A 24284-nucleotide genomic window follows, 5' to 3' on the forward strand; every position below is an offset into this window, starting at 1 on the left:
CCGCGGCCCGGCGCGCCTCGCGGGCAGCGGCCAGCGCGGCTTCGCGGCGGGCGGCTAAGCGGGCGGCGCGGGCGGCGCGGGCTATTTCCTCGCGCACCCGCTCGGCAATGAGATTGTCGAGGCGGTTTACGGCCTTGCGGCGCTCTTCCAGCTCCTGACGCAGGCCCTGCTCCTGCTGGCTGAGCTGCTGCACCATCTCGTCTTCCCTCGACTTCAGGCTGAGCAGGTTGCGGTTTTCGTTCAGCTGGCTGTTCAGCAGGCTGCTCTTGCGTTTCTGCTGCTGCGTGAGGCCCGAGAGCTGCTGGTGCAACCGGTACTGCGTGCCCATGATGCGGGCCGCCTGGCGCTGGCGCTCCTCGGTGTATTGGCGGATGTATCGCAGCCGCAGCGTGAACTGGTTGAACGACTCCGACGCAAACAAAAACATGAGCCGGTTGAAGCCGTTGGCCGTTTTCGAGGCCGTATAGAGCAGGCGGGCGTATTCGGCTTTGAGCTCGCGCAGGGTTTGCTGGGTTTTGAGCACCTCCGTAGCCGTTTGGTGCACGTTGGTTTCGATGCCGTGCAACTGCGTCGAAATGCCCTGAATGACTTGCTTCTTCACCGTCAGCTTCTCCTTGATGACGTTAAGCTGGCCGAGGCTCACTTTCTTCTTTTCCTGGGTTTGGTTCAGGGCCTGGCTGGTGACCTGAATCTGGCGCAGGTTGGCCTGGCGCTCGCGCTCCAGTTGGGCCTTGGTCTTGAGGCGGGCGGCCGCGGCCTTGCGCGGCGCCGGGCGCGCGGTGGCCGACCGGGAGGATTTTGCCGTTCTGGTGGTTTTGGGCGCCGGCTTCTTTTTGCGCTGCTGGGCCGCGGCGGGCGCCGCCAGCCACAAGCTCAGCAGGCACAGCCACAGCCACTGCCCGCCCGCAAGACGGGCGCCGGCGCCGGCAATTCGCTTAAGGGGTTGTAACGAGACGTTGTTCACCAGATACCAATCCAAAGCCACTGCCTATTTCTGCCGCTTGTAGCCTTTGGGCACGGCAAACGGAAACGCCAGCCGCTCGCGCCCCGCGTTCACCTTGCTGTAGTTGATGGCTGCCGTCACCGCGCCCGCCGAGGGCTGCTGGGCCTGAATGAACGTGGCGTGGGCAAACGGCAGGTTGCCCTGGTCTTCCAGCGGCTTGAAATCGGTATAGTCCACGGTCAGGTTGCGCTGGGTGGCGTCGTCCTTCACCTTCAACTGCTGCACGCGGCCGGTTTCGGCCTGCAGCAGGCGCTCGATGAGCACGCCGGCCAAGGGGTAGCTCACGCGCTGGCGGCCAGCTTCTTCTACGGCAATGGTGGGCGTGGTGCCGGCCGGCGCAGGCAGGTAGTCGCCCAACAGCAGGGCCTGCATCTGGGCAAAGCTGATGGGCACGTTCAGCAGCTTGCTGAGGTAGTCGTAGCCGCCCGAGAAGTAGGTTTTTTCCAAGCGGTTCAGCACGTGCACCGAGTCGCGCGTGAGCACCGCGCGCACGCCCTCAATGCCCACCAGCGACGCCGACACCCAGATGATACTGTCGCGGCGCATGCGCAAGGCAATGTTGGCGCCTTGCTTTTCGCCCTTCAGGTTGATTTGGGCCTTGCCCTTGGCGTTCAGAAACATAAACGCGGTGTTGGTGGCGCGCACTGAGGGCTCGGCCGCCGATACCGACGTGCCAGGGCCCGTGGTGGAGGCCGTGGGCACGGCCTTGCGGGCGCAGCCGCCCGCCAACAAGCCCAGCGCCAACAGCAAAGAAATTTTATTCATACAGTTTTCGGTCTTTCAATTTGCGTTCCAGCAGGTTGGAAGCCACGCCGGCTTTGCGGGCGCGCTGCCATTCGGCCACGGCTTTGTCTTTGTCGCCGAGCTGGAACAGGACGTCGCCGTAGTGTTCAATCACGGAGGCGTCTTTGGTGGTTTGCATGGCTTTTTCCAGCGCCGCTTTCGCGCCGGCGTAGTCCTTCATCTTGTAGAGCACCCAAGCATAGGTGTCGAGGTAGGTGTCGTTGTCGGGAAATTGCTTCACCACTTTGCCCGACATCTGCTTGGCCTTGTCCAGCTTTTCGCCCCTGAGCGACAGGAAATAGCTGTAATTGTTGAGCACCTGCACGTTATTGGGGTCGCTAGCCAGAGCGGCCTCGTAGGCCTCGTCCGACTTTTCGTAGAGGTGCATTTCGTGGTAGGCATCGCCCAGCTGGGCATCAAACTGCCCCAGTAGCTCCGGGTTGTTCACCACCAGCTTGCGGCCGTGCTCCAGGGCTTTCACGCCCTTCTGCGGCTGCTTTTTCAGCAAATGCGCCACGCCGTTGTAGAACCACAGCGACGACTGATTCGGAAACAGCTCCAGCGCCCGGTCGGTGTGCGCCAGCAGCGAATCGGTCTGGTTCAGTTCGGCATCGATGAGCACCACCTGCTGCCAGATTTGGAACTTGGAGTTGTCGTAGCGCAGGGCCTTCAGGTAGGTGTCGCGGGCGTCCTTCTTGTGGTCGGTTAGGGTTTGGATGTCGCCGGCCACGGCGTACGATTTCGCGTCTTTGGGGTAGGCTTTGATGGTGGCCGCGGCCAGGTCGCGCGCCAGCTGGTTCACCGATTCGGTGGGGCTGGGCAACTGCTTGATGTAGCCCACCAGCACCCGCACCCGGTCGTCAATGTCCAGGGCCGGGCTGGCAAAGGCCAGCTTCAACTGCTGGGCCGACTCTTCGGGCTGCTTTTGCTGGCGGTACACCTCGGCCAGAATCATGTGGGCCTGGGGGTTGTCGGGGTCGAGGCGCAGGGCCTGCTGGGCCACGCGCAGGGCGTCGGGCAGGCGGTTGTTGCTGGCGTACATCTCGGCCTGCGCCAGCACATAGCGGCTTTCGGTGGGGTTGGCCTTGATGAGCTTTTCGCCCTCGGCCAAGGCCAAATCCAGCTTGTTCTGCTTGAGGTAAATCTGCTGCTTCTTGAAGGAAATCTCGTCTACCTGCCCAAACTCTTTTTCGGCCTGGTCCAGGGTCGTCAGCGCTTCAGGCAGCTTGTTCTGGGCCAAGTACAGGTCGGCCAAGTTAAACAGGTAGTTGCCCGAGTTCGGCACCTGCTTGATGAGCGCCGCGTAGGTTTTGGTGGCGCTGTCGTACTGCTTCTGGCTGGCCTGAATCTGGGCCAGCAGCAGGTAGTAATAGGCGTTTTTCGGGTCGAGGCGAATGGACGCTTCGGCGTAGTTGTTGGCGTCGCGCAGGTTGCCACTCAGCAGGTTGGCCTCGGCTATTTTGTAGTTGAGGGCGGCGTTGTCGGGGCTCAGGGTGTAGGCTTTCAGCAGCTGCTCCAGGCCTTTGGTGTAGTCCTCCAGCATCACATACTTCACCCCGTCCACAAACAGCGCCTCGCTCATCTCGCGCTCGCGCTCCGACAGCGGCGGCGCGGCGGCCCGCCTGGCTTTGGCCTCGGCCAGCTTTTTCTCGATTTCGCGCTGCTCTTTTTCCAGGGCGCGCTGCTCCTTACGGCTCAGTTTGGCCGGCGGCTTGGGGGCGCCCTCCGTGGGCTGGGCGTAGCCAATGGCCACCATTCCCAACCAAAGCAACAGACTTAGAGCAACTTGACGCATATACAACAAAACCGGACCTCGGGCCCGGCTCACGAATTTACGGGGATTACGAACGAACGACGCGGCCCTCCGCAGAAGGCCGCGTCGCTAGTAACGCAAATCCGAGCTAAAATGTCACACGCGCAGCTGGTTATAATCGCCCAGGCTCAAGTCGTCGGGCGTGCCGGTCACGCCGGCGTGGTTGCCAATCATCGAGTTGGTAATAACCGCGTTCAGCACCGAAGCCGACTGCTGCACAATGGAGTTCGACAAACGCGAGTCGCGCACGTTGGCGTTATCGCCCAAGCTCACGTGCGGGCCCACCACCGAGTCGGTCACGATGGCGTTTTCGCCGATGTACACCGGCTCAATCAGCACTGAGTTGGTGATTTTGGCCGACTGGGCCACCAGCGACTCGCCGCGCTCCTTTAGATACTCTAAGTAGCGCTGGTTCGTGTACACCGTAGCGTCCTTGTTGCCGCAGTCGAGCCACTCGGTTACGCGGCCGGGCACGAACACCGTGCCCTTGTTTTTCATGTTTTCGAGGGCGTTGGTGAGTTGGTACTCGCCCTTGTCCTTGATATCGTTGTCGAGCAGGTACTGCAGTTCGTCGCGCAGGTACTCACCGTCCTGGAAATAGTAAATGCCGATGATGGCCAGGTCCGACACGAATTCCTGCGGCTTCTCCACAAACTCCGTAATCTGGCCCTGCTCGTTCAGCTTCACCACGCCGAAGGGCTTGGGGTCGTCCACTTTCTGCACCCAGATGGTGCCGGGCACGCTGGAGTCGAGGGTGAAATCGGCCTTAAACAGCGTGTCGGCAAAAGCCACCACCACGGGGCCGGTCAGGGCCTCTTTGGCGCAGAGAATGGCGTGGGCCGTGCCCAGCGGCTCGTCCTGGTACACGATGGTGCCCTTGGCGCCCACCGACTCGGCAATTTTCACGAGGTTTTTCTCCACCTCGGCGCCGAAGCGGCCGATGATGAAGGCGACTTCGTCCACCGGCTCGCCGCACACTTTGGCAATGTCCTCCACGAGGCGCTGCACAATGGGCTTGCCCGCAATCGGAATCAGGGGTTTGGGAACGGTGAGGGTGTGGGGGCGCATGCGCTTGCCCATGCCGGCCATCGGGACGATGATTTTCACAGGGTAAAGGTTGATTGTGGGGAATGAAAAAGAGAAGTTGCGGGAGCCGCTGCGAAGATGCTACCCAACGCCCGTACTCCCATACCCGCCCGCGCCGCGTTGGGTTGCGCTCAGCTCCTGCACGGGCTGCCAGCTGATGGTTTCGTGCTTGGCAACTACCAGCTGGGCAATGCGTTCGCCGTCGTTCACCACAAACGGCTCGTTAGACAAATTCACCAGCAGCACCCGGATTTCGCCCCGGTAGTCGGCGTCAATCGTGCCCGGGCTGTTCACGATGCCGATGCCGTGCTTCACGGCCAGCCCACTGCGGGGCCGCACCTGCGCCTCGTAGCCCACCGGAATTTCCAGGCTCAGGCCCGTGGGGATGAGCTGCCGCTCCAACGGGCCCAGCGTAACCGGGCCTTCGGGCAGGTGGGCCCGCAAATCGAGGCCGGCGGCGTGGGGGGTTTGGTATTCGGGCAGCGGATGGCCGGAGTGGTTGATGACGGGGATACGCATGAAGTAATAACCGTTGAGAAGAAGCAGGCGGGGCCGCAAAGATAGCCGCAAGGCTATATCGACCGTCTAAGCCGCCTTGGTGGCAAACGCCGCCTGCGGCCGTTCCACCACCCACAGTGCCACCAAGAATAATACCGTGAGCCCCGCGTGCCAGGCGTGGCGCACCCACCAATCGGCCGGCTGCAGCCACCAGCCCAGCGCCACCAGCCCAGCGGCAAACAGCAGCCACAGCCCCAGCCGCAGCGCCGGGTAGGGCACCGGGAAATGCCGCTCGCCCAGCCGCCAGCACAGCACCGCCATCATAAAATAGCAGGCCAGCGTGGCCAGGGCCGAACCCAGGTAGCCCAGCAGCGGAATCAGCAGGAAGTTGAGGGCAATGGTGAGCACGGCCCCGCCCGCGCCTATGTAGGTGCCGAAATACGTCTTGTCGGTCAGCTTAAACCACACCGACAGGTTGTAATACACTCCCAGAAACAGGTTGGCCAGCAGCAGAATGGGCACCACCACCAGCCCCTGCAGGTACTCGGGCCGCTTGAGGAAAAGCCGCCCGAAATCCTCCACGTTCAGGCTGACGCCCACGAATATCACGGCGCAGCACAGCGTAAACCACTTCATCACCAAAGCAAACGTGGCGGGCGAGTTCTTCTCGGTGGCCTGCGAGAAAAAGAAGGGGTCGGCGGCGTAGCGAAACGCCTGGTTCACGAGCTGCATGAAAATGCTCAGCTTGTAGCAGGCCCCGTAGATGCCCACCGCCGTCAGGCTGCTTTGGCCGGGGTAGAAGTTTTTGGGCAGCCACATGGGCAGCATGATGCGGTCCAGCGTCTCGTTCACCATGCCGGCCAGGCCCATCAGCATCAGCGGATACGTGTAGCCCAGCAGCGGCCGCAGAAAGGCCAGGTTCAGGCGGAAGCGGAAATCCAGCACCTCGCGCCACAGCAGCAGCAGCGTGAGCCCGCTGGCAAACAGGTTCGACAGAAACACATAGCTTACCCCAATGGTGGGGTCGAACACCCGCGCCACCAGCGGCTGCAGGCCCGGCAGCCACTTGCCGCTGGCCACGGCCGGGCAAAACACCAGAAAAAACAGGTTCAGGCCCACGTTTACCAGGATATTGACCAGCCGGATGGTGGCAAACTTGCGGGCCTTGTTCTCCAGCCGCAGCCGGGCAAAGGGAATGGCCGCCAGCGCATCCAGGCCCAGAATCAGGGCCATCCACACACCATACTGCTCGTGGCCCGGCGGAATACCCAGCATGCCCAGCAGCGGCTTGGCCAGCAGTATCAGCACGGTGGTCAGCACCACGGTGCTCACCAGCAGCAGGCTCAGCACCCGGTCGTACAGGTCCCGGCGGTCGGTGCCCGGGCGGTTGGCAAAGCGGAAATACGTGGTTTCCATGCCGTAGGTGAACAGCACGTTCAGAAACGACACGTAGGCGTACACCCCCGTCACCACCCCAAACTCGGCCGCCGCAAACGCGGCCGTGTACACCGGCGTGAGCAGATACGAGAGCACCCGGCCCACAATGCTGCTCACGCCATACACGGCCGTCTGCGAGGCCAGTCTTTTCGCTACACTCATTCTGTGGTTGGTGAAATCCAGCTGTCATCCTTATCTGGCGTCCGCGCAGCGAAGGACCTTCTCACGTCAGCAACTGTTGCAAGCGTGAGAAGGTCCTTCGCTGCGCGGACGCCAGATAAGGATGACAGATTATAGTTCTATTTGCCGGTGAACACGGCCGCGCGCTTCTCCACAAACGCCGTGGTGCCTTCTTTAAAATCTTCGCTATCGAAAGCCCGGCCGAAAGCTTCGACCTCGGCTTTGTAGCCGTCGGTGCCTTTGGCGTAGTGCGCGTTCACGCACTCCAGCACCATGCCCACGGCCAGCGGCGCCTTGCCCAGAATCTTGCCCAGCAGCTGCTGGCAGAAGGGCAGCAGCTCGGCCTGCGGCACCACGTGGTTCACCAGGCCCAGGCGCAGGGCCTCGTCGGCCTTCACCATGTCGGCCGTCAGCAGCAGCTCGATGGCCTTGCCCTTGCCGATGAGCTGGGGCAGGCGCTGCGTGCCGCCGTAGCCGGGCAGCAGGCCCAGGTTCACCTCGGGCTGGCCGAAGCGGGCGTTGTCGGAAGCCACGCGCATGTGGCAGGCCATGGCCAGTTCGCAGCCGCCGCCCAGCGCAAAGCCGTTCACGGCCGCCACCACGGGCTTGGTGCTTTCCTCGATGCGGCAGAAGGCTTCCTGGCCGCGCTCGGCGGCGCGGGCGGCCTGCGCGGGCGTGAGGGCGGCCAGTTCGGCAATGTCGGCCCCGGCCACAAAGGCCTTCTCGCCGCTGCCCGTGACGATGATGCCGCGCACGGCCAGCTCGTTGAGCGCCTGCTGCACGGCCGCGTCGATGTCGGCAATTGTGGCCGCATTCAGGGCGTTGAGCTTGCTGGGGCGGTTGATGGTGATGGTGAGGATGCCGCTGGCGGCGTCCAGGTCGTAGAGCAGGTTTTCGAACGAAGCAGACATAGCGTAAGAGCGGCCCGAATGGGTTGGCCGCGCCAAAGATAGGGCCGCGGGCCGCAGGGCCTGGCCGCGTCAGGACGCCGGTTCGTCGGTCCTGCGCCCACGCCAATCGAAATAAATCACCCTCCTGCTTCACATGGCCCACCTTTGCAACCATATCCTTGCTATGTATTTGTGTTTAAATACTTAGCTTTAACCGCAACTCTTTTTTTCACCCTTCACCTATCTTATCCTATGGGCTTCGTCTCCGAATTCAAGGAATTTATTGCCAAAGGCAATGTGCTCGACCTCGCCGTGGGCGTCATCATCGGCGCGGCCTTCGGCAAAATCGTCACTTCGCTCACCGACGACATCATCATGCCCGTCGTGGGCCTGGCCCTCGGCAAGGTCGATTTCGCCAACCTGTTCGTGGCCATGAACGGCCAGCACTACACCACCATCGAAGAAGCCAAAAAGGCCGGCGTGGGCACGCTCAACTACGGCCTGTTCCTCAACGCCCTCATCAACTTCCTCATCATTGCCTTCATCGTCTTCCTGATTGTGAAAGGCGCCAACAGCATTCGGAAGAAGCCGGTGGAGGTAGTGGCCGTGCCCGCCACCCCGCCGCCGCCCACCACCGACCAGCAGCTGCTCATGGAAATCCGCGACGCGCTGCGCACCGGCCGGGCCTAGCCAGCCGGCTTCCGTTCAACCAGCAAAAACCGCTGTCCACCGAGGCGTGGGCAGCGGTTTTGTGGTTTTTGGCTCAAGTGGCGGTTTTATATATAAGCAGTAATTGCCCGAATCAAAATAAGTTGCGAACTTAGGGGCGTCCTAATGCCCGACGGCTTCTCAATAAGGTCGTTGGTGAACCACCCGTTTCTCGCCTGCGTTAGGTCGCATCCTCCCCTTCCACCCCCTTTTTGCCAGACATGAAATTTCTTTGCGCTGCCGTTCTGCTGAGCGGCCTGAGTTTCGGCCTTGCTTCGGCCGCTCACGCCCAAACCGGGCCTGCTTTCCCCACTCCTGGCCAAGGCAGCAGTGAGGCCAACGCCCGCAGCACGTCCGGCAACAACGCCATGGAACTGGCCCGCAACCAGCGCCGCGCTGCCATGACGCCCGAGGAAGTGAAGCGCGACCAGCAGCTCGAGCTCCTCGAGGCCCGCACCGGCAATACCAGCTTTGGCGGCCGCAACGGCAGCCCCGAACGGCAGTTCGATACCAATCGCAACGGCAACGGCTTCATGGTAAGGAAGTTCAAATCAAAATCAGGCACCATGGAGCAGAAGCGCGGCCAAAGCCACCCCATCGGCGGCGCCAACCCCGCCGGCAAGCCGCTGGTGCACAAGCACAAGAATGCCAAAAAGCGCTTCCTGCTGTTTTAATCCCGTTCACTTGATAACGAAAAAGCCCCCGCTGCATCGGCAGCGGGGGCTTTTTCGTTGAATCAGCTTCGGCCTTACAGCGTCCGCTTGATTTCCTTTTCTTCGAAGCCTTCGATGTTATCGCCTTCCTGCAGCTCGTTGAAGCCTTTGATGGAGATACCGCACTCGTAGCCCTGGCGCACCTCGCTCACGTCGTCTTTGAAACGCTTGAGGTCCTGAATGTCGCCCGTGTACATCACGATGCCGTCGCGCACCACACGCACCTTGGTTTTGCGGGTCATGGTGCCCTCCGTCATCATACAGCCGGCAATGGTGCCCACCTTGGTGATGTTGAACACCTGGCGAACCTCGGCGTTGGCCACCACCACTTCCTGCACCGTCGGGGCCAGCATGCCTTCCATGGCATCCTTCACCTCGTTGATGGCGTTGTAAATGATAGAGTACAGACGGATGTCAATCTGCTCGTTTTCGGCCAGCTTACGGGCGCTCTGCGAGGGCCGCACCTGGAAGCCGATGATGATGGCGTCGGAAGCCGAGGCCAGCAGCACGTCGCTTTCCGAAATTGCGCCCACCCCTTTCGAGAGGATGTTCACCTTCACTTCCGGCGTGCTCAGCTTGAGCAGCGAGTCGGAGAGTGCTTCCACCGAGCCGTCCACGTCGCCCTTCACCAGGATGTTGAGCTCCTTGAACGAACCGATGGCCAAGCGGCGACCAATTTCGTCCAGGGTGATGTGCTTCTTGGTGCGGATGGTTTGCTCGCGGGCCAGCTGCAGGCGCTGGGTCGCGATTTCGCGGGCTTCGCGCTCCGTCTCCATCACTTGGAGGCGGTCGCCGGCCTGCGGGGCACCGGTCAGGCCGAGCACCTGCACCGGCGTAGCGGGCGGGGCGGTCTTCATCTTCTTGCCGCGGTGGTCGGTCATGGCCTTCACGCGGCCGAAGTGCGGACCGGCCAGAATTACGTCGCCCACGTTCAGGGTACCAGTTTGCACCAGCACGGTGGTCACGTAGCCCCGGCCTTTGTCCAGCGAGGCTTCGATAACGGTACCGATGGCGTTGCGGTCGGGGTTGGCTTTCAGGTCGAGCAACTCGGCCTCCAGCAGCACCTTTTCCAGCAGGTCGTCAATACCGATACCCGATTTGGCCGAAACCTCCTGGCTCTGGTATTTGCCGCCCCATTCTTCCACCAGAATGTTAATCTGGGAAAGCTCCTCGCGGATTTTCTCGGGGTTGGCCGCCGGCTTGTCAATCTTGTTGAGGGCGATGATAATCGGCACCCCAGCCGCTTGCGCGTGGTTGATGGCTTCCTTGGTCTGCGGCATCACCGAGTCGTCGGCGGCCACCACGATGATAGCGATGTCCGTCACCTTGGCACCGCGGGCACGCATGGCCGTAAAGGCTTCGTGACCAGGCGTATCGAGGAAGGTAATGGGCTGGCCCGATTTGGTCCGCACCTCATAAGCACCGATGTGCTGCGTGATGCCGCCAGCTTCGCCTTTCGCCACACTCGCGTCGCGGATGTAGTCAAGCAGCGAGGTTTTGCCGTGGTCGACGTGGCCCATGATGGTCACGATGGGGGCGCGCGGACGCAAATCCTCTTCGGCATCGCCGGCGTCCACATCGATTTCCTCCTCTTCAGCCGACAGGAATTCTACGTCAAAGCCGAACTCGTCGGCAATCACGGTAATGGCTTCGGCATCGAGGCGCTGGTTGATGGACACGAACATACCCATGCCCAGGCACACCTTGATGACCTCGTTCACGTTCACGTCCATCAGCGAGGCCAGGTCATTGGCCGAGATGAATTCGGTGAGCTTGAGGGTCTTGGCGTCAAGCTCGTTCTGCGCACGCAGGGCCTCGCGGTCCTCCGCCAGCATGCTGCGCTTGTCGCGGCGATACTTGGCGCGGTTGGCCTGGCCGGTGGCTTTGTTGCCGCCGAGCTTAGCCAGCGTGGCCTTAATCTGCTCCTGAATCTGCTTTTCAGCCTGCTCAGGCGTAAGCGCGGGAGCATTTGGCTTCGGGCCGGGCTGGCCGGGGCGCTGGCCGGGGCCGCCGGGACGGTTGCCACCTTGGCCACCGCCGGGGCGGTTGCCCTGGTAGCCGCCACCCTGGCCGGGGCCGCCCGCCGGGCGGTTGCCCTGGTAGCCGGGGCTGGGCGGCGAGGTGGTGCTGCCGGGAGGGCCAGGCAGGCGCGTGCGCTTCTTCTGGCCGGGGCCAGCGGGCAAGCCGCGCTTGCTCACATCCGACGACGCAATGGGACGGGGGCCACGGCCACCCGGCCCACGCCGGTCGTTGTTAATAGAGGACAAGTCGATTTTGCCGAGCACCGTGAGGCCCTTCAGCGTGTCTGACTTGGCCACAATGGTGCTGGTATCTTCGGGGGCAGCGCCTTCAGCAGGAGCAGCCGGAGCCGCAGCGGCCGGAGCCGGAGCAGCGGGCGCCGCGGCCACGGGAGCAGCAGGCGCGGGAGCGGGTGCTGCCGGCGGCGTGGCGGCCGAGGCCGGTGTAGGCTCGGCTTTCGCCACGGGCTGCGGCGCGGCGGGCGCTACCGGAGCAGGGGCCGGTGCTTCCACCTTGGGCGGAGCAGGCGCTTCTACTTTCGGGGCGGCCGGGGCCGGCGCGGGAGCTGCGGCGGCGGGAGCCGGAGCAGCGGGCTTGGGAGCCACCACGCGGCCTTTGCTATCCAGTTCGATTTTGCCCAACACCTTAAGCCCAGGCGCGGCTGGCGCTTGGGGGGCGGGCGTAGGAGCAGGGGCGGCGGGGGCCGCAGCGGCTGGCGCGGGCGCCGGGGCTGCCGCTACCGGAGCCACGGGCGCGGCCGGCTTGGGAGCCGGCGCGGGGGTAGCCACGGGAGCCGGACGCGGGGGTGCCGGAGCGGGCTTGGGGGCCGCTTCAAGGTCGCTCTGACGCTTCGCCTGGATAACCTTTTGGGCTTCCTGACGGTCGTGAGCGGAGGCTGCAAATTCCTTTTCAAGCGAGGCCACTTGCTCGGCTGTGAGCTTCGTGGTCGGCTTGTTTTCTACTTGTATGCCTTTTTTGGCCAGGGCCTCGACCACCCTGTCCATTCCAATGTTCAGGTCTTTGGCCGCCTGTTGTAGCCGTTTCGGGGTTGCTTCCGCCATTCTATCTGTTACTCGCGTACGATACGCTTCTAAGTGCAAAGGTATTACATTAAATCTTGCCAGCAGGGCGTAAACCGCGCCTGCTGGCCCGATTTATTACCTCTGCCGTACCGGCCGCGCGGCCGTCATTGGGCTGGCTCGGCGGGAGAGCTGGCGCCCGCTTCCTCAGTCGTGGCCTCGTTTTCCGTGTCCAGCACGGCGTGTTCGGCGGCTACGGCGGTGGCCGAAGCGTGCGTTACGGCGGCTTCTTCGGCGGCGCCATCGTCGGTTTTGGCGGCGGCTACGCGGTTTTTAGCGGCTTCCAGCGTGCTGTCGTCCAGGTCCTCATCGTCGGCAAATTCCTGGCGGATAATGCGGTACACATCGTCCACCATTTCTTCTTCGAGCTCCGTGCGGCGCACGATGTCGTCTTTCTTCACCGCCAATACGGCGCGGCCGGTATCGAGGCCAATTTTCTTGAGCTCGGCCAGTACCCACGGCTCGATTTCGTCCTGGAACTCGTCCAGCGAGATGTCTTCCTCGTAGTCGGTGGCTTCGCGGAATACGTCGATTTCCATGCCCACCAAGCGGCTGGCCAGCTTGATGTTGGCGCCGCCGCGGCCGATGGCCAAGCTCACCTGGTCGGGCTTCATGAACACGGAAACCCGGCCGTTTTCCTGGTTTATCTTCATAGAACCCACCTTGGCCGGCGATAGTGCCCGCGCAATATAGAGTTCGAGGTTGTCGGTGTAGTTGATGATGTCGATGTTCTCGTTTTCGAGCTCGCGCACCACCGGGTGGATGCGGCTGCCCTTCATGCCCACGCAAGCGCCCACGGGGTCAATTCGCTCGTCGTAGCTCTCTACGGCCACTTTGGCGCGCTCGCCGGGCTCACGCACCACGTTCTTGATGGTGATGAGGCCGTCGTAAATCTCGGGCACTTCCAGCTCAAACAAACGCTCGAGGAAAGCCGGCGCGGCGCGCGACAGAATGATTTTCGGCGTGCCGTTGATGACTTCCACGCGGTGCACCACGGCGCGCACGGTGTCGCCCTTGCGGAAACGGTCCTTGGGGATTTGCTCGCCCTTGGGCATTACCAGCTCGTTGTCGTCTTTGTCCATGATGAGGGCCTCGCGGCTCCACACCTGGTACACTTCGCCGGTCACGATTTCGCCGACCTGGTCTTTGTATTTCTGGTACAGGTTGTCGCGCTCCAGGTCTTTCACGCGCTGAATCAGCGTTTGGCGGGCCATGAGCACGGCCCGGCGGCCGAAATCTTCGAGCTTCACGGCTTCGGCCACGGACTCGCCGATTTCGAAGTCGGGCTCGATTTTCTGGGCCTCGGCCAGCGGAATTTTATCGAAGTCCCAGATATCCTCGGAGTTGTCGTCCACGATTTCGCGGTTGCGCCAAATTTCCAAGTCGCCGTTGTCGGGGTTGATGATAACGTCGAAGTTTTCGTCCTGGTCGTACTTCTTGCGAATCATCGTGCGAAACACGTCGTCCAGGATGCTCATCATCGTGGGACGGTCGATGTTTTTGCTCCGGGCAAATTCGCTGAAGGACTCAATTAGTTCGTGGCTGTTCATAGAGGCAGAACTGTATTTATTTGAATGAGATAACAACCTTGGCCTCCTTTATGTCCCCGAAGGAATAAAAAGCGGCGGGCAGGGTGGTTTTCTTGGTTTTTTGCTTGATGACTTCTTCGATTTCCACGCCCTCGGGGGTGGCGGCGGTGAGGACGCCGGTTTTCTCGGTGCCGTCGGCGAGCTTCAGGGCCAGCGAGCGGCCGATGTGGCGCGTGTACTGGCGCGGGTCGGTGAGGGGCTGGTCAGCGCCGGGGCTGGTGACTTCGAGCGAATACACCGAGTCCTCGCCGTACCGCTCTTCGATGCGGCGGTTGAGGCGGCGGCTAATCATGGCGCACTCGTTGATGCCCAGGCCGGTGGGGCCGTCGAGGATGACGGTAATCTTGGGCATCACCGAATCGGACACGGTGAGGCCCACGATGAATAGCTCCAGGTCGCCGATGGCGTCGCGGAGCATTTCCAGCAGCAGGGTACGGTCGTAAGACATGGGAGGAATCTGGGCAAAAAAAGAGGGGACTCTGCGTCCCCTCTTTGCGAAAGCGAATACCAACTTCGGGGGCAAAGGTACGACAATGGCCGGCGGAAAGCAAGACGGGGCCCAAGCGGTGGCGCCAGGGCCTGATTCGTGGCGTCGACGTGCCGACAGCGCATTCGCAGGCAACCACGGCGGCGTTCTGTTGCCTTTTGCAAACATGCCGCAGTGCGTGCGGGTTTCGCCCGCAGCATGCACATTTGTGCGCACATTCTCACCTTTTTACTTTACACTCATGCAAACCAGTCAACTCCTCCGCCACGTCGTTTTTGGTGTTGTGACGGCCTTCGCCGCCAGCGCAGCTCATGCCCAAGCCACGCCGGCTACTCCCGCCATGCCGGCCGCACCCGCCCAGGCGGCGAAGCCCAGCCCGGCCGCCACGGCCACCGGCAAAATCGGCGCGACGGCCGTTACCGTGAACTACAGCAGCCCGGGCGTGAAGGGCCGCAAGATTTTCGGCGGCCTGGAGCCCTACGGCAAAGTGTGGCGCGCCGGTGCCAACGAGGCCACCACGGTGGAATTCAGCAAAGACGTGACGGTGGAAGGCAAGCCCCTGCCCGCCGGCAAGTATGGCTTCTTCGTGATTCCGGCCGAAAAAGACAAGTGGACGGTGATTTTTAACAAAGTGCCCAACCAATGGGGCGCCTTCAAATACGACGAGAAGCAGGACGCGCTACGCGTGATGGTGACGCCCCGCAAAAGCGCGAGCGTGACCGAGCGGCTGGTGTACGAGGTGAAATCCCCGGGCCTGGTGCTGCGCTGGGAAAACGTGGAAGTGCCGGTGGCTATTAAGTAACCATTCTGCTTTTCTGAAATTTGTCGCGGGCGGCCTGAGGTGGGCCGCCCGCTTACTTTTGTGGCCCTCCGACTGTTGAACCCTCATGGAATATAAACTCACCCAATACAGCCACGGCGCGGGCTGCGGCTGCAAAATCGCGCCGGCCGTGCTCGACCAGATGCTGCACACCAGCATTGCCCAGCCGCACCACGACCAGCTGCTGGTGGGCAATGCCAGCCGCGACGACGCGGCCGTGTACGACATCGGCGGGGGGCAGGCCGTGATTTCAACCACCGACTTCTTCATGCCCATCGTCGACGACGCCTATGATTTCGGGCGCATCGCCTCGGCCAATGCCATTTCGGACGTGTACGCCATGGGCGGGCGGCCGCTACTGGCCATTGCCGTGCTGGGCTGGCCCGTGGACAAGCTGCCGCCCGAGGTGGCACGCCGCGTGCTGGAAGGCGCCCGCAGCATCTGCGCCGAGGCCGGCATTCCGCTAGCCGGCGGCCACAGCATCGATTCGCCGGAGCCGATTTTCGGCTTGGCCGTGACGGGCATGGTCGACATCAAGGACCTGAAGCAAAACGACACGGCCACGGCCGGCTCGGAGCTTTTCCTGACCAAGCCGCTGGGCGTGGGCATCCTGACCACGGCGCAGAAAAAAGGCATTTTGCGGGACGAGGACGCCGCCCTGGCGCCGGCCCAGATGATGCAGCTGAATAAGATTGGCGCGGAGCTGAGCAAGCTGTCGGCGGTGACGGCCCTGACCGACGTCACCGGCTTCGGCCTGCTGGGCCACCTGGCCGAAGTGTGCGAAGGCAGCGGGCTGACGGCCGAAATTGACTTTGCCAAAGTGCCACGCATTACGGCGGCCGAGTCGTACCTCAAGCAGGGCAGCGTACCCGGCGGCACCAACCGCAACTGGGCCAGCTACGGCCACAAAGTCGGCCCCATTACGGATGAGCAGCGCGCCTGGCTCTGCGACCCGCAAACGTCGGGCGGGCTGCTGGTGTGCGTGGAGCCGGCGGGCCGCGCGGCCGTGGAGGCAGTGTTTGCCAAGCACGGGCTGGCGCTGGAAAGCTTCGGGCGCTTGCGGGCGCACGCCGAGGGCGAAGCCTGGGTGCAGATGAGCGCCTAGAGTGGCCGTACGGCTTTTATGAAATCATCTTTTATTCGCCCGCTGCTGGAAGTGGCGGTGGTGCTGTTTGTGGTGCTGGGCGCGGCGCGCTGGGTGACCAGGCTTTTCTCAAAACGCACACAGGTGTATGAGGCCACGGCGGCCCGCCAGATGCGCCTGCTGTTTTGGCCGCTGCTGGCCCTGGGGGCTGGCTTGAGCGTGCTGCCCGCGGTGGCCATGGGCGAAACCACCGCCAGCACGTTTGAGTGGGCTTTGACGGGCGGCTTCGTGCTGTTTACGCTGGTACTGAGTGGCCCGGCGCTGCTGCTGCACCTACGCTACTGGATGCTCAACCACGAAACCACGCTGGTTTTTCAGCCGAATGACAACCGGTTTGAAGTGTATGAGGCCGGGCTGCGGCTGCCGTTTGCGCGGCGCGATGTGGCGCGGGTCGAGCGGGTGACTTGCCGGGCCCGCCGCACCTTTTGGGCGCGCTACGACTACCTGCGCCTGCACCTGGCCGATGGCCGCGTCATCGTGCTCACGTCGTTGCTCACTGAGCTTGAGCCCGTGGCGGTGTTTCTGCGGAGTGTGCCCACCGAGCGCCGCAGCACGTACTGGTGCTGGGCATAAGGGTGCTTACGGGCGGGCCTTGCGCTGATACAGGCCGGGCATGCCGGCCGGCTCGTAAGGACCGAAAATATTGGGGAGCAGCTTTTTCAGCCGTGGCACGTGGTTGCCCTGGTCGAGCAGGTAAGCGGGCGGGTTGCTACCCATTTTCTCGGCTACGCGCACCACGGCGGCGTACTCGTTGAGGTGGCCGAAATCGGCTTGCGAGAGGGCCCAGTCCAGGTAGGGCGTGGCGGGGTGGTTGTGGAAGTATGCGCGGTCGTCGGGGCCAAGGATGAGCAAGGTCTGACCGCGCAGGGCGGCGAAGCGCGGGTCGGGTTCGAGGCCAAAGCGGCTTTCGGCGGGCATGTGCAGCAGGCCTTCGAGGCGGGGCACGTGGGCCCGGTAGCGCAGCACCACCGCCGCGTTGATGATGAGCAGCAACAGCAGCTCCAGCAGCAAGGGCTGCCGGTAGCGCTGCCACAAAAACAGGCTGAAATACGCCAGCGGCGCCAGCAGCAGCACCAGCACGCCCGGCGCCGCGCCGCGCTCCACGGCTGCCGTGGCAATGGCCACCACCAGCCACACCAGCATCAGCTGCCGAAATTTGGCCTGAAAAACCAAGCCCAACGACGTGCCCAACGAGCGTAGCAGCGCGAGCGCCAGCACCACGCCCGGCACGATGAGCAGCCGCAATTGCAGGCCCGCCGGCAGGCCGCTGGCAATCAGGTCCGTTAAGCCGGGCTGCAAGTGGAACTGCACGAACCCCGGCAGCGCCCCGGTGTAGAAGAAAAACGTGGCCACCAACGCATACGGAAAGAAAAAACCGCACAGCAGCAGCAGCGAGCTACGGAAGGAATTGGCCGCAAAAATGACCACCGCAAACAGGCCCACGATGAGAAACAGCGCCAGCGGCAAGTAGCACAGCGCCCCCAGGCCAATGAGGAACCCAGCCCGGAACAGGCGGCGGTTGTCGTAGCCCTCGCGGGAGGTGGGCAGCAGCGCGCTCAACGAAAAGACAATGAACGTGTTGCCCAGCAGCAGCGGCGACAGCGCGTCCAAATCAGTACTGATGCTGCCCACCAGCAGGTAGGTCAGGGCCGCCACGTAGCCGCGCTCGGGGTGCACGTCGTAGCGGTTGAACACCACGTTGAGCCGCAGCGCCTGCACAAACAGCAGGAATAGCGCCACGATGCGGTAGAGCCACACCGGCCGCGCCATCACGGCATCGAGCGCGCCGAAAAAGGCCGCGGCCAGCGGGGCGGTGCCGTCGTAGAGGTCGCGGTAGGGCAAGGCGCCGCCGTGCAGGCGCTCGCCCACCAGCAGGGCGCGCAGCTCGGCGGCCGTCACGGGCAGGCCCGCCCACAGCAGCGGCAGGCGCAGGGCCAGCACCAGCACCAACAGGGCCAGCAGCTGCGCCGGCAATGAGCTTTTGAAAAAGCGAAGCAACTCTTAGGGAATAAGGAAGCAACAAAGGTATTGGCTGCGGGAACTCCCTTTTTGCCGGCGGTATTCCCTTGCCGAGGGAATTGTACCTTTGCCCTTTAGTATGGAAAGCAAACGACAACAAAAAATGGCCAGCCTGCTGCAGCAGGAATTGGCCGCCGTGCTGCAGCGCGACCTGCCGCACCTCTTCGGGGGCGGCCTGGCGCCGGCCATCAGCGCCGTGAAGGTGACGCCCGACCTGGGCCAAGCCCGCGTGTACCTGAGCCTGCTGCTGGGCAACAACGCCGCCGACCGCCTCGACATCATCAAGGACAACGCCAAGGAAATCCGGCACGCCCTGGCCAAGCGCATCCGCCAGACGGCCCGCGTGGTGCCGGAGCTGATTTTCTTCCACGACGACAGCGCCGCCTACGCCGCCCACATGGACCAAGTGCTCGGCACCCTAGACATTCCGCCCGCGCCGAAAGACGACGAAGGCGACGCCGACGACAAACCCGCCCGGCCGCGCCTCTTTAAAGGTGAGTAATTTTTTAGGGCAGGAGGGTAAGAGGGTTTGAGGGTAAGAGTTAATAGAACTCTGCCCTTGCCCTAACCTCTCTTACCCTCCTACCCCCATACCCTCCTGCCCTCCCTTGTACTACGACCCGATTAAGAAGACGCTCGGCCAGGTGTTCAACCGCACGCCGTGGCTGCGCCGGCTGTTTTACCACCTGCTCGACCTGCTGCTGCTGCGCACTTGGCACGTGCACCGCGAGTTGCGCCGCTGGGCCAAAGGCCGCACCCAGGAGCCACTGAACATTCTCGACGCTGGTTCGGGCTACGGCCAGTACACGTACTGGATGAGCGGGCTGAGTGACAAATGGCACATTCTGGCCGTGGACGTGAAGGAGGAACAAGTGGCCGACTCCAACGCCTTTTTCCGCCAGATTGGGCGCCGCAACGTGCAGTTTGCCGTGCAGGATTTGGTGCTCTACCAGGAGCCCAACTCGTTCGATTTGGCCCTGTCGGTGGACGTGATGGAGCACATTCTGGAAGACGTGGAAGTGTTTCGCAACATCCACGCTTCGCTGAAAGACGGCGGCATGCTGCTCATTTCGACGCCCAGCGACCAGGGCGGCTCCGACGTGCACGACGACGGCGAAACCAGCTTCATCGAGGAGCACGTGCGCGACGGCTACAACATCCGCGAAATTCAGCAGAAGCTCACCACGGCCGGTTTCGAGCGCGTGGAAGCCCGCTACGCCTACGGCGAGCCCGGCCAGATTTCCTGGCGCCTGAGCATGAAATACCCGATATTGATGCTCGGCAAGTCGAGACTGTTTTTCATCCTGCTGCCCTTCTACTATCTCATCACGTTCCCTTTTTGCCTGCTGCTGAACTGGCTCGATGCCCGCACGGTGCACGACTCGGGCACCGGCCTCATTGTGAAAGCCTGGAAGTAGGGCACAACGCACGGCCGCGGGCACGCGTTGATGCGCATTCGGTAGCTTTACCCGAAATTGCTTCCTTCTAACCTGCCCGCACTTCTGCCCGCTAACTCGTATTTGTGAGAGTCCCCCTCCTCATTGCCCGGCGCTACTTCCGCTCGAAGAACAAGCGCAACATCATCACCATCATTTCCAACATTTCGATGATTGGGGTGGCGGTGGGCACCATGGCGCTGATTATTGTGCTGTCGGTGTTCAACGGGCTGGAGGATTTGGTGCGCACGCTCTACGGCAAATCGGACCCCAACCTGGTGATTTCGGCCACCAAAGGCAAGGCCTTCGACGTGGACCGCACCTTCCTGATGAAGCTGGAAAACACGCCCGGCGTGGCCCTGCTCACCGAAGTCATTGAGGACAACGCCCTGCTGCAATACCACGACCGCCAGATGGTGGTGAAAATGCGCGGCCTTTCGGACAATTACTTCGGCCAGAGCCAGATTGACGCCAACATCCGCGAGGGCGACCACCGCCTGCGCCGCGACAGCCTGGAGTTGGCCCTGGTGGGCGCCGGCGTGCAGCACGAGCTCAGCATTACCCTGAACAACCGCCTGGCGCCCATGCGCCTGCTCTACCCGCGCAACACGCCCGGCAAAAAAACTCTGCAAATTGACCCCGACAAGGCCTTCAACGAGCAGGACCTGATAGCCGGCGGCGTGTTCCTCATCGAGCAGCACATCGACGACAGCTACATTTTCGTGCCCCTCGAATTTGCCCAGCGCTTGCTCAACTACGGCACGCGCCGCACCGCGCTCTACGTGAAGGTGGGCCAGAGCTTCGAGATTGAACAGGTGAAGGAGCAGTTGCGCAAGCAGCTCGGGTCCGATTTCAAAGTGCAGGATTCCGACGAGCAGCACGTGAGCTTGTTCAAGGCCATTAAGGTGGAAAAGCTGTTCGTGTTCATCACCTTCACGCTCATCCTGCTCATTGCCTCGCTCAACATCTTTTTCTCACTCTCGATGCTGGTCATCGACAAGAAAAAGGACATTGCCGTGCTGCTGGCCATGGGCGCCAACCAGAAAACGGTGCGCCGCACCTTCCTCTACGTGGGCGCCATTGTGGCGCTGGTGGGCGCGGCCACGGGCCTCGTGCTGGGCGTGACGCTGTGCTGGCTGCAGCAGCGCTTCGGCTTCGTGAGCATGGGCATGGCCACGAGCGTGGTGGATGCTTACCCGGTAAAAATGCAGGCCTCCGACATCATTTTCACCTGCATGTCCATCATTCTCATCACGCTGGCCGTGAGCATCCGGCCCGCGCTGAATGCCAGCCGCCTGGACGTGCGCGAGAATTTGTAAGCCCGGCGGCATCCTGCCGCGCTGCCAGCCGTAAGGGCTAAGCCCGCTCCTGGGCTGCCAAGCTCCGCCGTGCATATTTCCGCTTTCGGCCCTACCTTGCGCCTTCCGCGTGCCCGGCTATGAAAGTATCTACCGCAGAACCGTTTCAAATCGTTTACTCGCTCTTCGAGCACGAGTTCCTCGGCCACTTGTTTGCGGCCTACGTGGTACAGCTCGGCCCGCGGGGCCAGCTCACGCTGCAGCACCAAACCGTGTCGGGCAAAAACGCGCACGAGTTTGCCGCCGGCCTCGACGCCACCGACTTTGAGCTGGTGGAGTTGTGTGACCAGATTCAGCAGGAGGCAGTGGTGAAAGAATTCTGGCCCCGCAAAATCGCGACGGCCGAGTTTTTCCTCAAAACCTACAACGCCGAAAAGGGCGACAAGCCGCTGCAGGAAGCCATTTCCAAGCACGTGCAGGCGCGCATGGCGGGCATTCTGGCCCGGCTGACGGGCAAGCAGGTGTTCATCATGGGCCGCGACGGCGAGCCGACCTGGAAGGAAATCGGCATGGCGCCGGCCAAGGCGTCCATCCTCTTCCACTTCCGGCGCAACGAGGAAGGCACGCACTATTTCCCCACCATTCAGTACCAGGGCCAGAAGCTCGATTTTCAGTACAAAGACGCCGTGCTGGTGTGCCTGCAGCCCGCTTGGCTGCTGCTGAACGACCTGCTCTACACCTTCCGCACCGAAGTGGACGGCAAGAAGCTGCTGCCGTTTTTGAAAAAGAAATTTATTGTGGTGCCCCGCAACGTGGAAGAAAGCTACTTCCAGAAGTTTGTGGCGCCGCTCATGGAGTCGTTTGAGGTGCACGCCCGCGGCTTCGACATTCGCTCGGAGCGCTACGTGGCGCGGCCGCGGCTCACGTTCAGCGACACCATTCCGGCGCCGCCCGCGCCCGAAGCGCCCGTGCGCCCGCCGGGCCCGCCGCGCCGGGGCCGCATTCCGCTGCCCAAGCCGGTGGCGCCCCTGCTCACCGGTGCCGAAACCGAGCAGATTCACTTCGAACTCAGCTTCCGCTACGGCCCGCACCTGATGCCCTTGGGCACCAACAAGCCTGTGAGCGTGCACCTGGAAAAAACGGCTGACAGCTACGTGTTCCACCGCCTGCTGCGCAACCCCGAGCAGGAACAGGCCACCGTGGAAGAGCTGCGCGCCCGCTCGCTCACCGTGGAAAACGGCCACGCCACCCTGCCCAAAGCCGAAGCTTTCCGATGGCTGCACGACAACACCCCGGCCCTGGCCGAGCTGGGCTACACGGTGGAGGCGGCCGACTCGGCCACCAAGAGCTACTTCATTGGGCCCACCAGCGTGCACGTGGGCATTCAGGAGGCCGGCGACTGGTTCGACGTGCGCGGCACGGTGCGTTTTGGCGACATTGAAGTGCCGTTTATTCGGCTGCGCGGGCACATTTTGCAGCGCCGTCGCGAGTTCAAGCTGCCCAACGGCCAGATTGCCATCATTCCTGAAGAGTGGTTTACGGACTATCTGGAGCTATTTGCCTTCGGCGAAGAAACCGAAGACGGCCTGAACCTGCGCCGCCACCACCTGGCCTTGGTGGCCGACCTGCAAAGCAACGAGCTGGCCACCGTGCGCATGGGCCGCAAGCTGGAAAAGCTGCGCGACTTTGCCGAGGTGGAAGACCACCCGCTCCCGCTGGGCTTCCAGGGCGAGCTGCGCCCCTACCAGAAGGCCGGCTACAACTGGCTGCGCTTCGTGCAGGACTTCCACTTCGGCGGCTGCCTGGCCGACGATATGGGCCTGGGCAAGACCATTCAGACGCTGGCCATGCTGCAGCACCGCCACGAAAGCGGCGAAAACCAGGGCGCGGCCTCGCTGCTGGTGCTGCCCACGTCGCTGGTGTTCAACTGGCTGACGGAAGCCGAGAAGTTTACGCCCGACCTGCGCATTCTGGCCTACACCGGCACCTATCGCGACAAAAACCCCGACCGGTTTGCCGACTACGACGTGGTGCTGACCAGCTACGGCATCGTGCGCCTCGATACGGAATTGCTGGCCAGCTACAAGTTCGATTACGTGATTCTAGACGAGTCACAGGCCATCAAGAATCCGTCGAGCACCACCTCGCAGGCCGTGCGGCAGCTGCGCTCCAAGCACCGGCTCATCCTCACGGGCACGCCGGTGGAAAACAGCACCATGGACTTGTGGTCGCAGATGTCGTTCATCAACCCCGGTTTGCTGGGCACGCAGGCATTTTTCCGCAAGGAGTTCCTCAAGCCCATCGAAAAGCACCAGGATGAAGGCCGCACGCGGCGCCTGCACGCGCTTATCAAGCCCTTCATTCTGCGCCGGCACAAGGCCCAGGTAGCGAAAGAATTGCCCGAGAAAACCGAGCAGCTCAGCTACTGCCCCATGACGGAGGAGCAAGCCCACGCCTACGAGGAAACCAAAAGCTTCTACCGCAACAAGATTCTGCAAAACCTGGACGAGCACGGCCCGGCCAGCACGCAGTTTCTGCTGCTGCAAGGGCTCACGCGCCTGCGCCAGATTGCCAACCACCCGCGCCTCGCCGACGAAAACTACACCGGCGAATCGGGCAAGCTGCGCGAAGTGCTGCGCATGATTCGCAACGTGGTGGCCGAGGGACACAAGGTATTGGTGTTTAGCCAGTTTGTGCAGCACTTGGCGCTGGTGCGCGCGGCGCTCGATGAGCGGCAGCTGGAGTACGCTTACCTCGACGGCGCCACCCGCGACCGGCCCGCCGAGGTGGCCCGTTTTCAGGAAACCGAGGACCTGCGCATCTTCCTCATCAGCCTCAAAGCCGGCGGCGTGGGCCTCAACCTCACCGCCGCCGACTACGTGTTCATCCTCGACCCGTGGTGGAACCCCGCCGTGGAAGCCCAGGCCGTGGACCGCGCCCACCGCATCGGCCAGCAGCGGCCGGTGTTCACTTACAAGTTCATCTCGCAGGGCACGGTGGAAGAAAAAATTCTGGCCCTGCAGCGCCGCAAGCTGGCGCTGGTGAGCGAGTTGATTGCGACCGACGAGGCCGTGATAAAGCACCTCACGCGGGCCGATATTGAGGAGCTGCTGGGCTAAGCAAGGGCCGACGCGGCCGCAACCGCCTGGAGCAGGGGGCGCGGCAGGCCCGCCTTTATGCGCAGCGCGGGTGGCTACGCTACATTTTTTCAGCGAGAAGGGCGTTTCTTTGCTGAGAACGAGGATTTTTGGTCTTTGTCGGTGTTGCTGACGTCCGAGCTGC

The 24284-nt window shown here is 62.6% G+C and carries 19 protein-coding genes and 1 pseudogene; 9 read left to right on the top strand and 11 right to left on the bottom strand.

What is annotated here, in order from left to right; translation table 11 throughout:
• The 7 genes from IC234_RS14670 to IC234_RS14700 form a co-directional block, all read right to left on the bottom strand.
• Positions 1 to 964 (bottom strand): murein hydrolase activator EnvC family protein (locus IC234_RS14670; protein WP_394354887.1); only part of this gene is annotated, 964 nt, incomplete at its 3' end.
• Between the two features lie 24 nt (positions 965 to 988).
• Positions 989 to 1768, bottom strand: coding sequence for a DUF4292 domain-containing protein (locus IC234_RS14675; protein WP_190925992.1), 780 nt, complete (start codon positions 1766 to 1768; stop codon positions 989 to 991).
• A complete protein-coding gene (locus tag IC234_RS14680) occupies positions 1761 to 3581 on the bottom strand; it encodes a tetratricopeptide repeat protein (protein ID WP_190925994.1) in 1821 nt (606 codons plus the stop codon). The genes IC234_RS14675 and IC234_RS14680 overlap by 8 nt, the downstream gene beginning before the upstream one ends.
• Before the next feature lie 114 nt (positions 3582 to 3695).
• Complete coding sequence (locus IC234_RS14685) at positions 3696 to 4706, bottom strand: sugar phosphate nucleotidyltransferase (protein ID WP_190925996.1); 1011 nt, start codon at positions 4704 to 4706, stop codon at positions 3696 to 3698.
• Between the two features lie 60 nt (positions 4707 to 4766).
• Complete coding sequence (dut, locus tag IC234_RS14690; RefSeq protein ID WP_190925998.1) at positions 4767 to 5204, bottom strand: dUTP diphosphatase; 438 nt, start codon at positions 5202 to 5204, stop codon at positions 4767 to 4769.
• 66 nt (positions 5205 to 5270) lie between these two features.
• Positions 5271 to 6782 carry an oligosaccharide flippase family protein gene (locus IC234_RS14695; protein ID WP_190926000.1) on the bottom strand — a complete coding sequence of 504 codons (1512 nt, stop codon included), beginning with the start codon at positions 6780 to 6782 and terminating at the stop codon, positions 5271 to 5273.
• A gap of 137 nt (positions 6783 to 6919) precedes the next feature.
• Positions 6920 to 7711 carry an enoyl-CoA hydratase/isomerase family protein gene (locus tag IC234_RS14700; RefSeq protein ID WP_190926002.1) on the bottom strand — a complete coding sequence of 264 codons (792 nt, stop codon included), beginning with the start codon at positions 7709 to 7711 and terminating at the stop codon, positions 6920 to 6922.
• Positions 7712 to 7942: 231 nt separating this feature from the next.
• Between IC234_RS14700 and mscL the strand changes: the two genes are divergently transcribed.
• Both mscL and IC234_RS14710 read left to right on the top strand, forming a co-directional pair.
• On the top strand, positions 7943 to 8380 hold the full coding sequence (gene mscL, locus IC234_RS14705; protein ID WP_190926004.1) for a large conductance mechanosensitive channel protein MscL: 438 nt from the start codon (positions 7943 to 7945) through the stop codon (positions 8378 to 8380).
• A 239-nt stretch (positions 8381 to 8619) separates the two neighbouring features.
• Entirely contained in the window at positions 8620 to 9072 is a 453-nt protein-coding gene (locus IC234_RS14710) for a hypothetical protein (RefSeq protein ID WP_190926006.1), read from the top strand.
• A 74-nt stretch (positions 9073 to 9146) separates the two neighbouring features.
• Here IC234_RS14710 and infB read toward each other — a convergent pair whose 3' ends face one another.
• The 3 genes and pseudogenes from infB to IC234_RS14725 form a co-directional block, all read right to left on the bottom strand.
• The gene (gene infB, locus IC234_RS14715) at positions 9147 to 12191 is read right to left on the bottom strand and encodes a translation initiation factor IF-2 (protein ID WP_190926008.1); all 3045 of its coding nucleotides are present in this window, start codon (positions 12189 to 12191) and stop codon (positions 9147 to 9149) included.
• Between the two features lie 335 nt (positions 12192 to 12526).
• Positions 12527 to 13759 (bottom strand): annotated as a pseudogene (gene nusA, locus IC234_RS14720) (transcription termination factor NusA); the annotation flags it as partial.
• Between the two features lie 16 nt (positions 13760 to 13775).
• A complete protein-coding gene (locus IC234_RS14725; protein ID WP_223827706.1) occupies positions 13776 to 14246 on the bottom strand; it encodes a ribosome maturation factor RimP in 471 nt (156 codons plus the stop codon).
• A 280-nt stretch (positions 14247 to 14526) separates the two neighbouring features.
• Between IC234_RS14725 and IC234_RS14730 the strand changes: the two genes are divergently transcribed.
• The 3 genes from IC234_RS14730 to IC234_RS14740 all read left to right on the top strand — a co-directional run bounded on the left by IC234_RS14730 (position 14527) and on the right by IC234_RS14740 (position 16822).
• Positions 14527 to 15087 (top strand): DUF2911 domain-containing protein, encoded by a 561-nt coding sequence (locus tag IC234_RS14730; protein ID WP_317173382.1) that lies wholly within the window; start codon positions 14527 to 14529, stop codon positions 15085 to 15087.
• An 85-nt stretch (positions 15088 to 15172) separates the two neighbouring features.
• Positions 15173 to 16210, top strand: a complete 1038-nt coding sequence (gene selD, locus IC234_RS14735; protein WP_190926010.1) for a selenide, water dikinase SelD — start codon at positions 15173 to 15175, stop codon at positions 16208 to 16210.
• Between the two features lie 18 nt (positions 16211 to 16228).
• Positions 16229 to 16822 carry a hypothetical protein gene (locus IC234_RS14740; RefSeq protein ID WP_190926012.1) on the top strand — a complete coding sequence of 198 codons (594 nt, stop codon included), beginning with the start codon at positions 16229 to 16231 and terminating at the stop codon, positions 16820 to 16822.
• A gap of 6 nt (positions 16823 to 16828) precedes the next feature.
• On the opposite strand, the gene IC234_RS14745 is transcribed toward IC234_RS14740, so the two are convergent.
• Complete coding sequence (locus tag IC234_RS14745) at positions 16829 to 18247, bottom strand: hypothetical protein (protein WP_190926014.1); 1419 nt, start codon at positions 18245 to 18247, stop codon at positions 16829 to 16831.
• A gap of 100 nt (positions 18248 to 18347) precedes the next feature.
• Here IC234_RS14745 and IC234_RS14750 point away from each other — a divergent pair, with 100 nt between their 5' ends.
• The 4 genes from IC234_RS14750 (at position 18348) to IC234_RS14765 (ending at position 24121) form a co-directional block, all read left to right on the top strand.
• Positions 18348 to 18770 carry a ribosome-binding factor A gene (locus tag IC234_RS14750; RefSeq protein WP_190926017.1) on the top strand — a complete coding sequence of 141 codons (423 nt, stop codon included), beginning with the start codon at positions 18348 to 18350 and terminating at the stop codon, positions 18768 to 18770.
• Positions 18771 to 18876: 106 nt separating this feature from the next.
• Positions 18877 to 19686, top strand: a complete 810-nt coding sequence (locus tag IC234_RS14755) for a class I SAM-dependent methyltransferase (RefSeq protein WP_190926019.1) — start codon at positions 18877 to 18879, stop codon at positions 19684 to 19686.
• A gap of 104 nt (positions 19687 to 19790) precedes the next feature.
• Positions 19791 to 21023: an ABC transporter permease gene (locus IC234_RS14760; RefSeq protein WP_190926021.1), complete on the top strand. Its 1233-nt coding sequence runs from the start codon at positions 19791 to 19793 to the stop codon at positions 21021 to 21023.
• Between the two features lie 119 nt (positions 21024 to 21142).
• The gene (locus tag IC234_RS14765) at positions 21143 to 24121 is read left to right on the top strand and encodes a DEAD/DEAH box helicase (protein WP_190926023.1); all 2979 of its coding nucleotides are present in this window, start codon (positions 21143 to 21145) and stop codon (positions 24119 to 24121) included.
• The last annotated feature ends 163 nt before the right edge of the window (positions 24122 to 24284 follow it).

The organism is Hymenobacter armeniacus (assembly GCF_014699055.1).
GTDB lineage: Bacteria > Bacteroidota > Bacteroidia > Cytophagales > Hymenobacteraceae > Hymenobacter > Hymenobacter armeniacus.

Coding starts and splice junctions, on each gene's coding strand:
- IC234_RS14675 (WP_190925992.1), bottom strand. CDS start 1,768: ATGAATAAAATTTCTTTGCTGTTGGCGCTGGGCTTGTTGGCGGGCGGC.
- IC234_RS14680 (WP_190925994.1), bottom strand. CDS start 3,581: ATGCGTCAAGTTGCTCTAAGTCTGTTGCTTTGGTTGGGAATGGTGGCC.
- dut (WP_190925998.1), bottom strand. CDS start 5,204: ATGCGTATCCCCGTCATCAACCACTCCGGCCATCCGCTGCCCGAATAC.
- IC234_RS14695 (WP_190926000.1), bottom strand. CDS start 6,782: ATGAGTGTAGCGAAAAGACTGGCCTCGCAGACGGCCGTGTATGGCGTG.
- IC234_RS14700 (WP_190926002.1), bottom strand. CDS start 7,711: ATGTCTGCTTCGTTCGAAAACCTGCTCTACGACCTGGACGCCGCCAGC.
- mscL (WP_190926004.1), top strand. CDS start 7,943: ATGGGCTTCGTCTCCGAATTCAAGGAATTTATTGCCAAAGGCAATGTG.
- IC234_RS14710 (WP_190926006.1), top strand. CDS start 8,620: ATGAAATTTCTTTGCGCTGCCGTTCTGCTGAGCGGCCTGAGTTTCGGC.
- infB (WP_190926008.1), bottom strand. CDS start 12,191: ATGGCGGAAGCAACCCCGAAACGGCTACAACAGGCGGCCAAAGACCTG.
- IC234_RS14725 (WP_223827706.1), bottom strand. CDS start 14,246: ATGTCTTACGACCGTACCCTGCTGCTGGAAATGCTCCGCGACGCCATC.
- IC234_RS14730 (WP_317173382.1), top strand. CDS start 14,527: ATGCAAACCAGTCAACTCCTCCGCCACGTCGTTTTTGGTGTTGTGACG.
- selD (WP_190926010.1), top strand. CDS start 15,173: ATGGAATATAAACTCACCCAATACAGCCACGGCGCGGGCTGCGGCTGC.
- IC234_RS14740 (WP_190926012.1), top strand. CDS start 16,229: ATGAAATCATCTTTTATTCGCCCGCTGCTGGAAGTGGCGGTGGTGCTG.
- IC234_RS14750 (WP_190926017.1), top strand. CDS start 18,348: ATGGAAAGCAAACGACAACAAAAAATGGCCAGCCTGCTGCAGCAGGAA.
- IC234_RS14765 (WP_190926023.1), top strand. CDS start 21,143: ATGAAAGTATCTACCGCAGAACCGTTTCAAATCGTTTACTCGCTCTTC.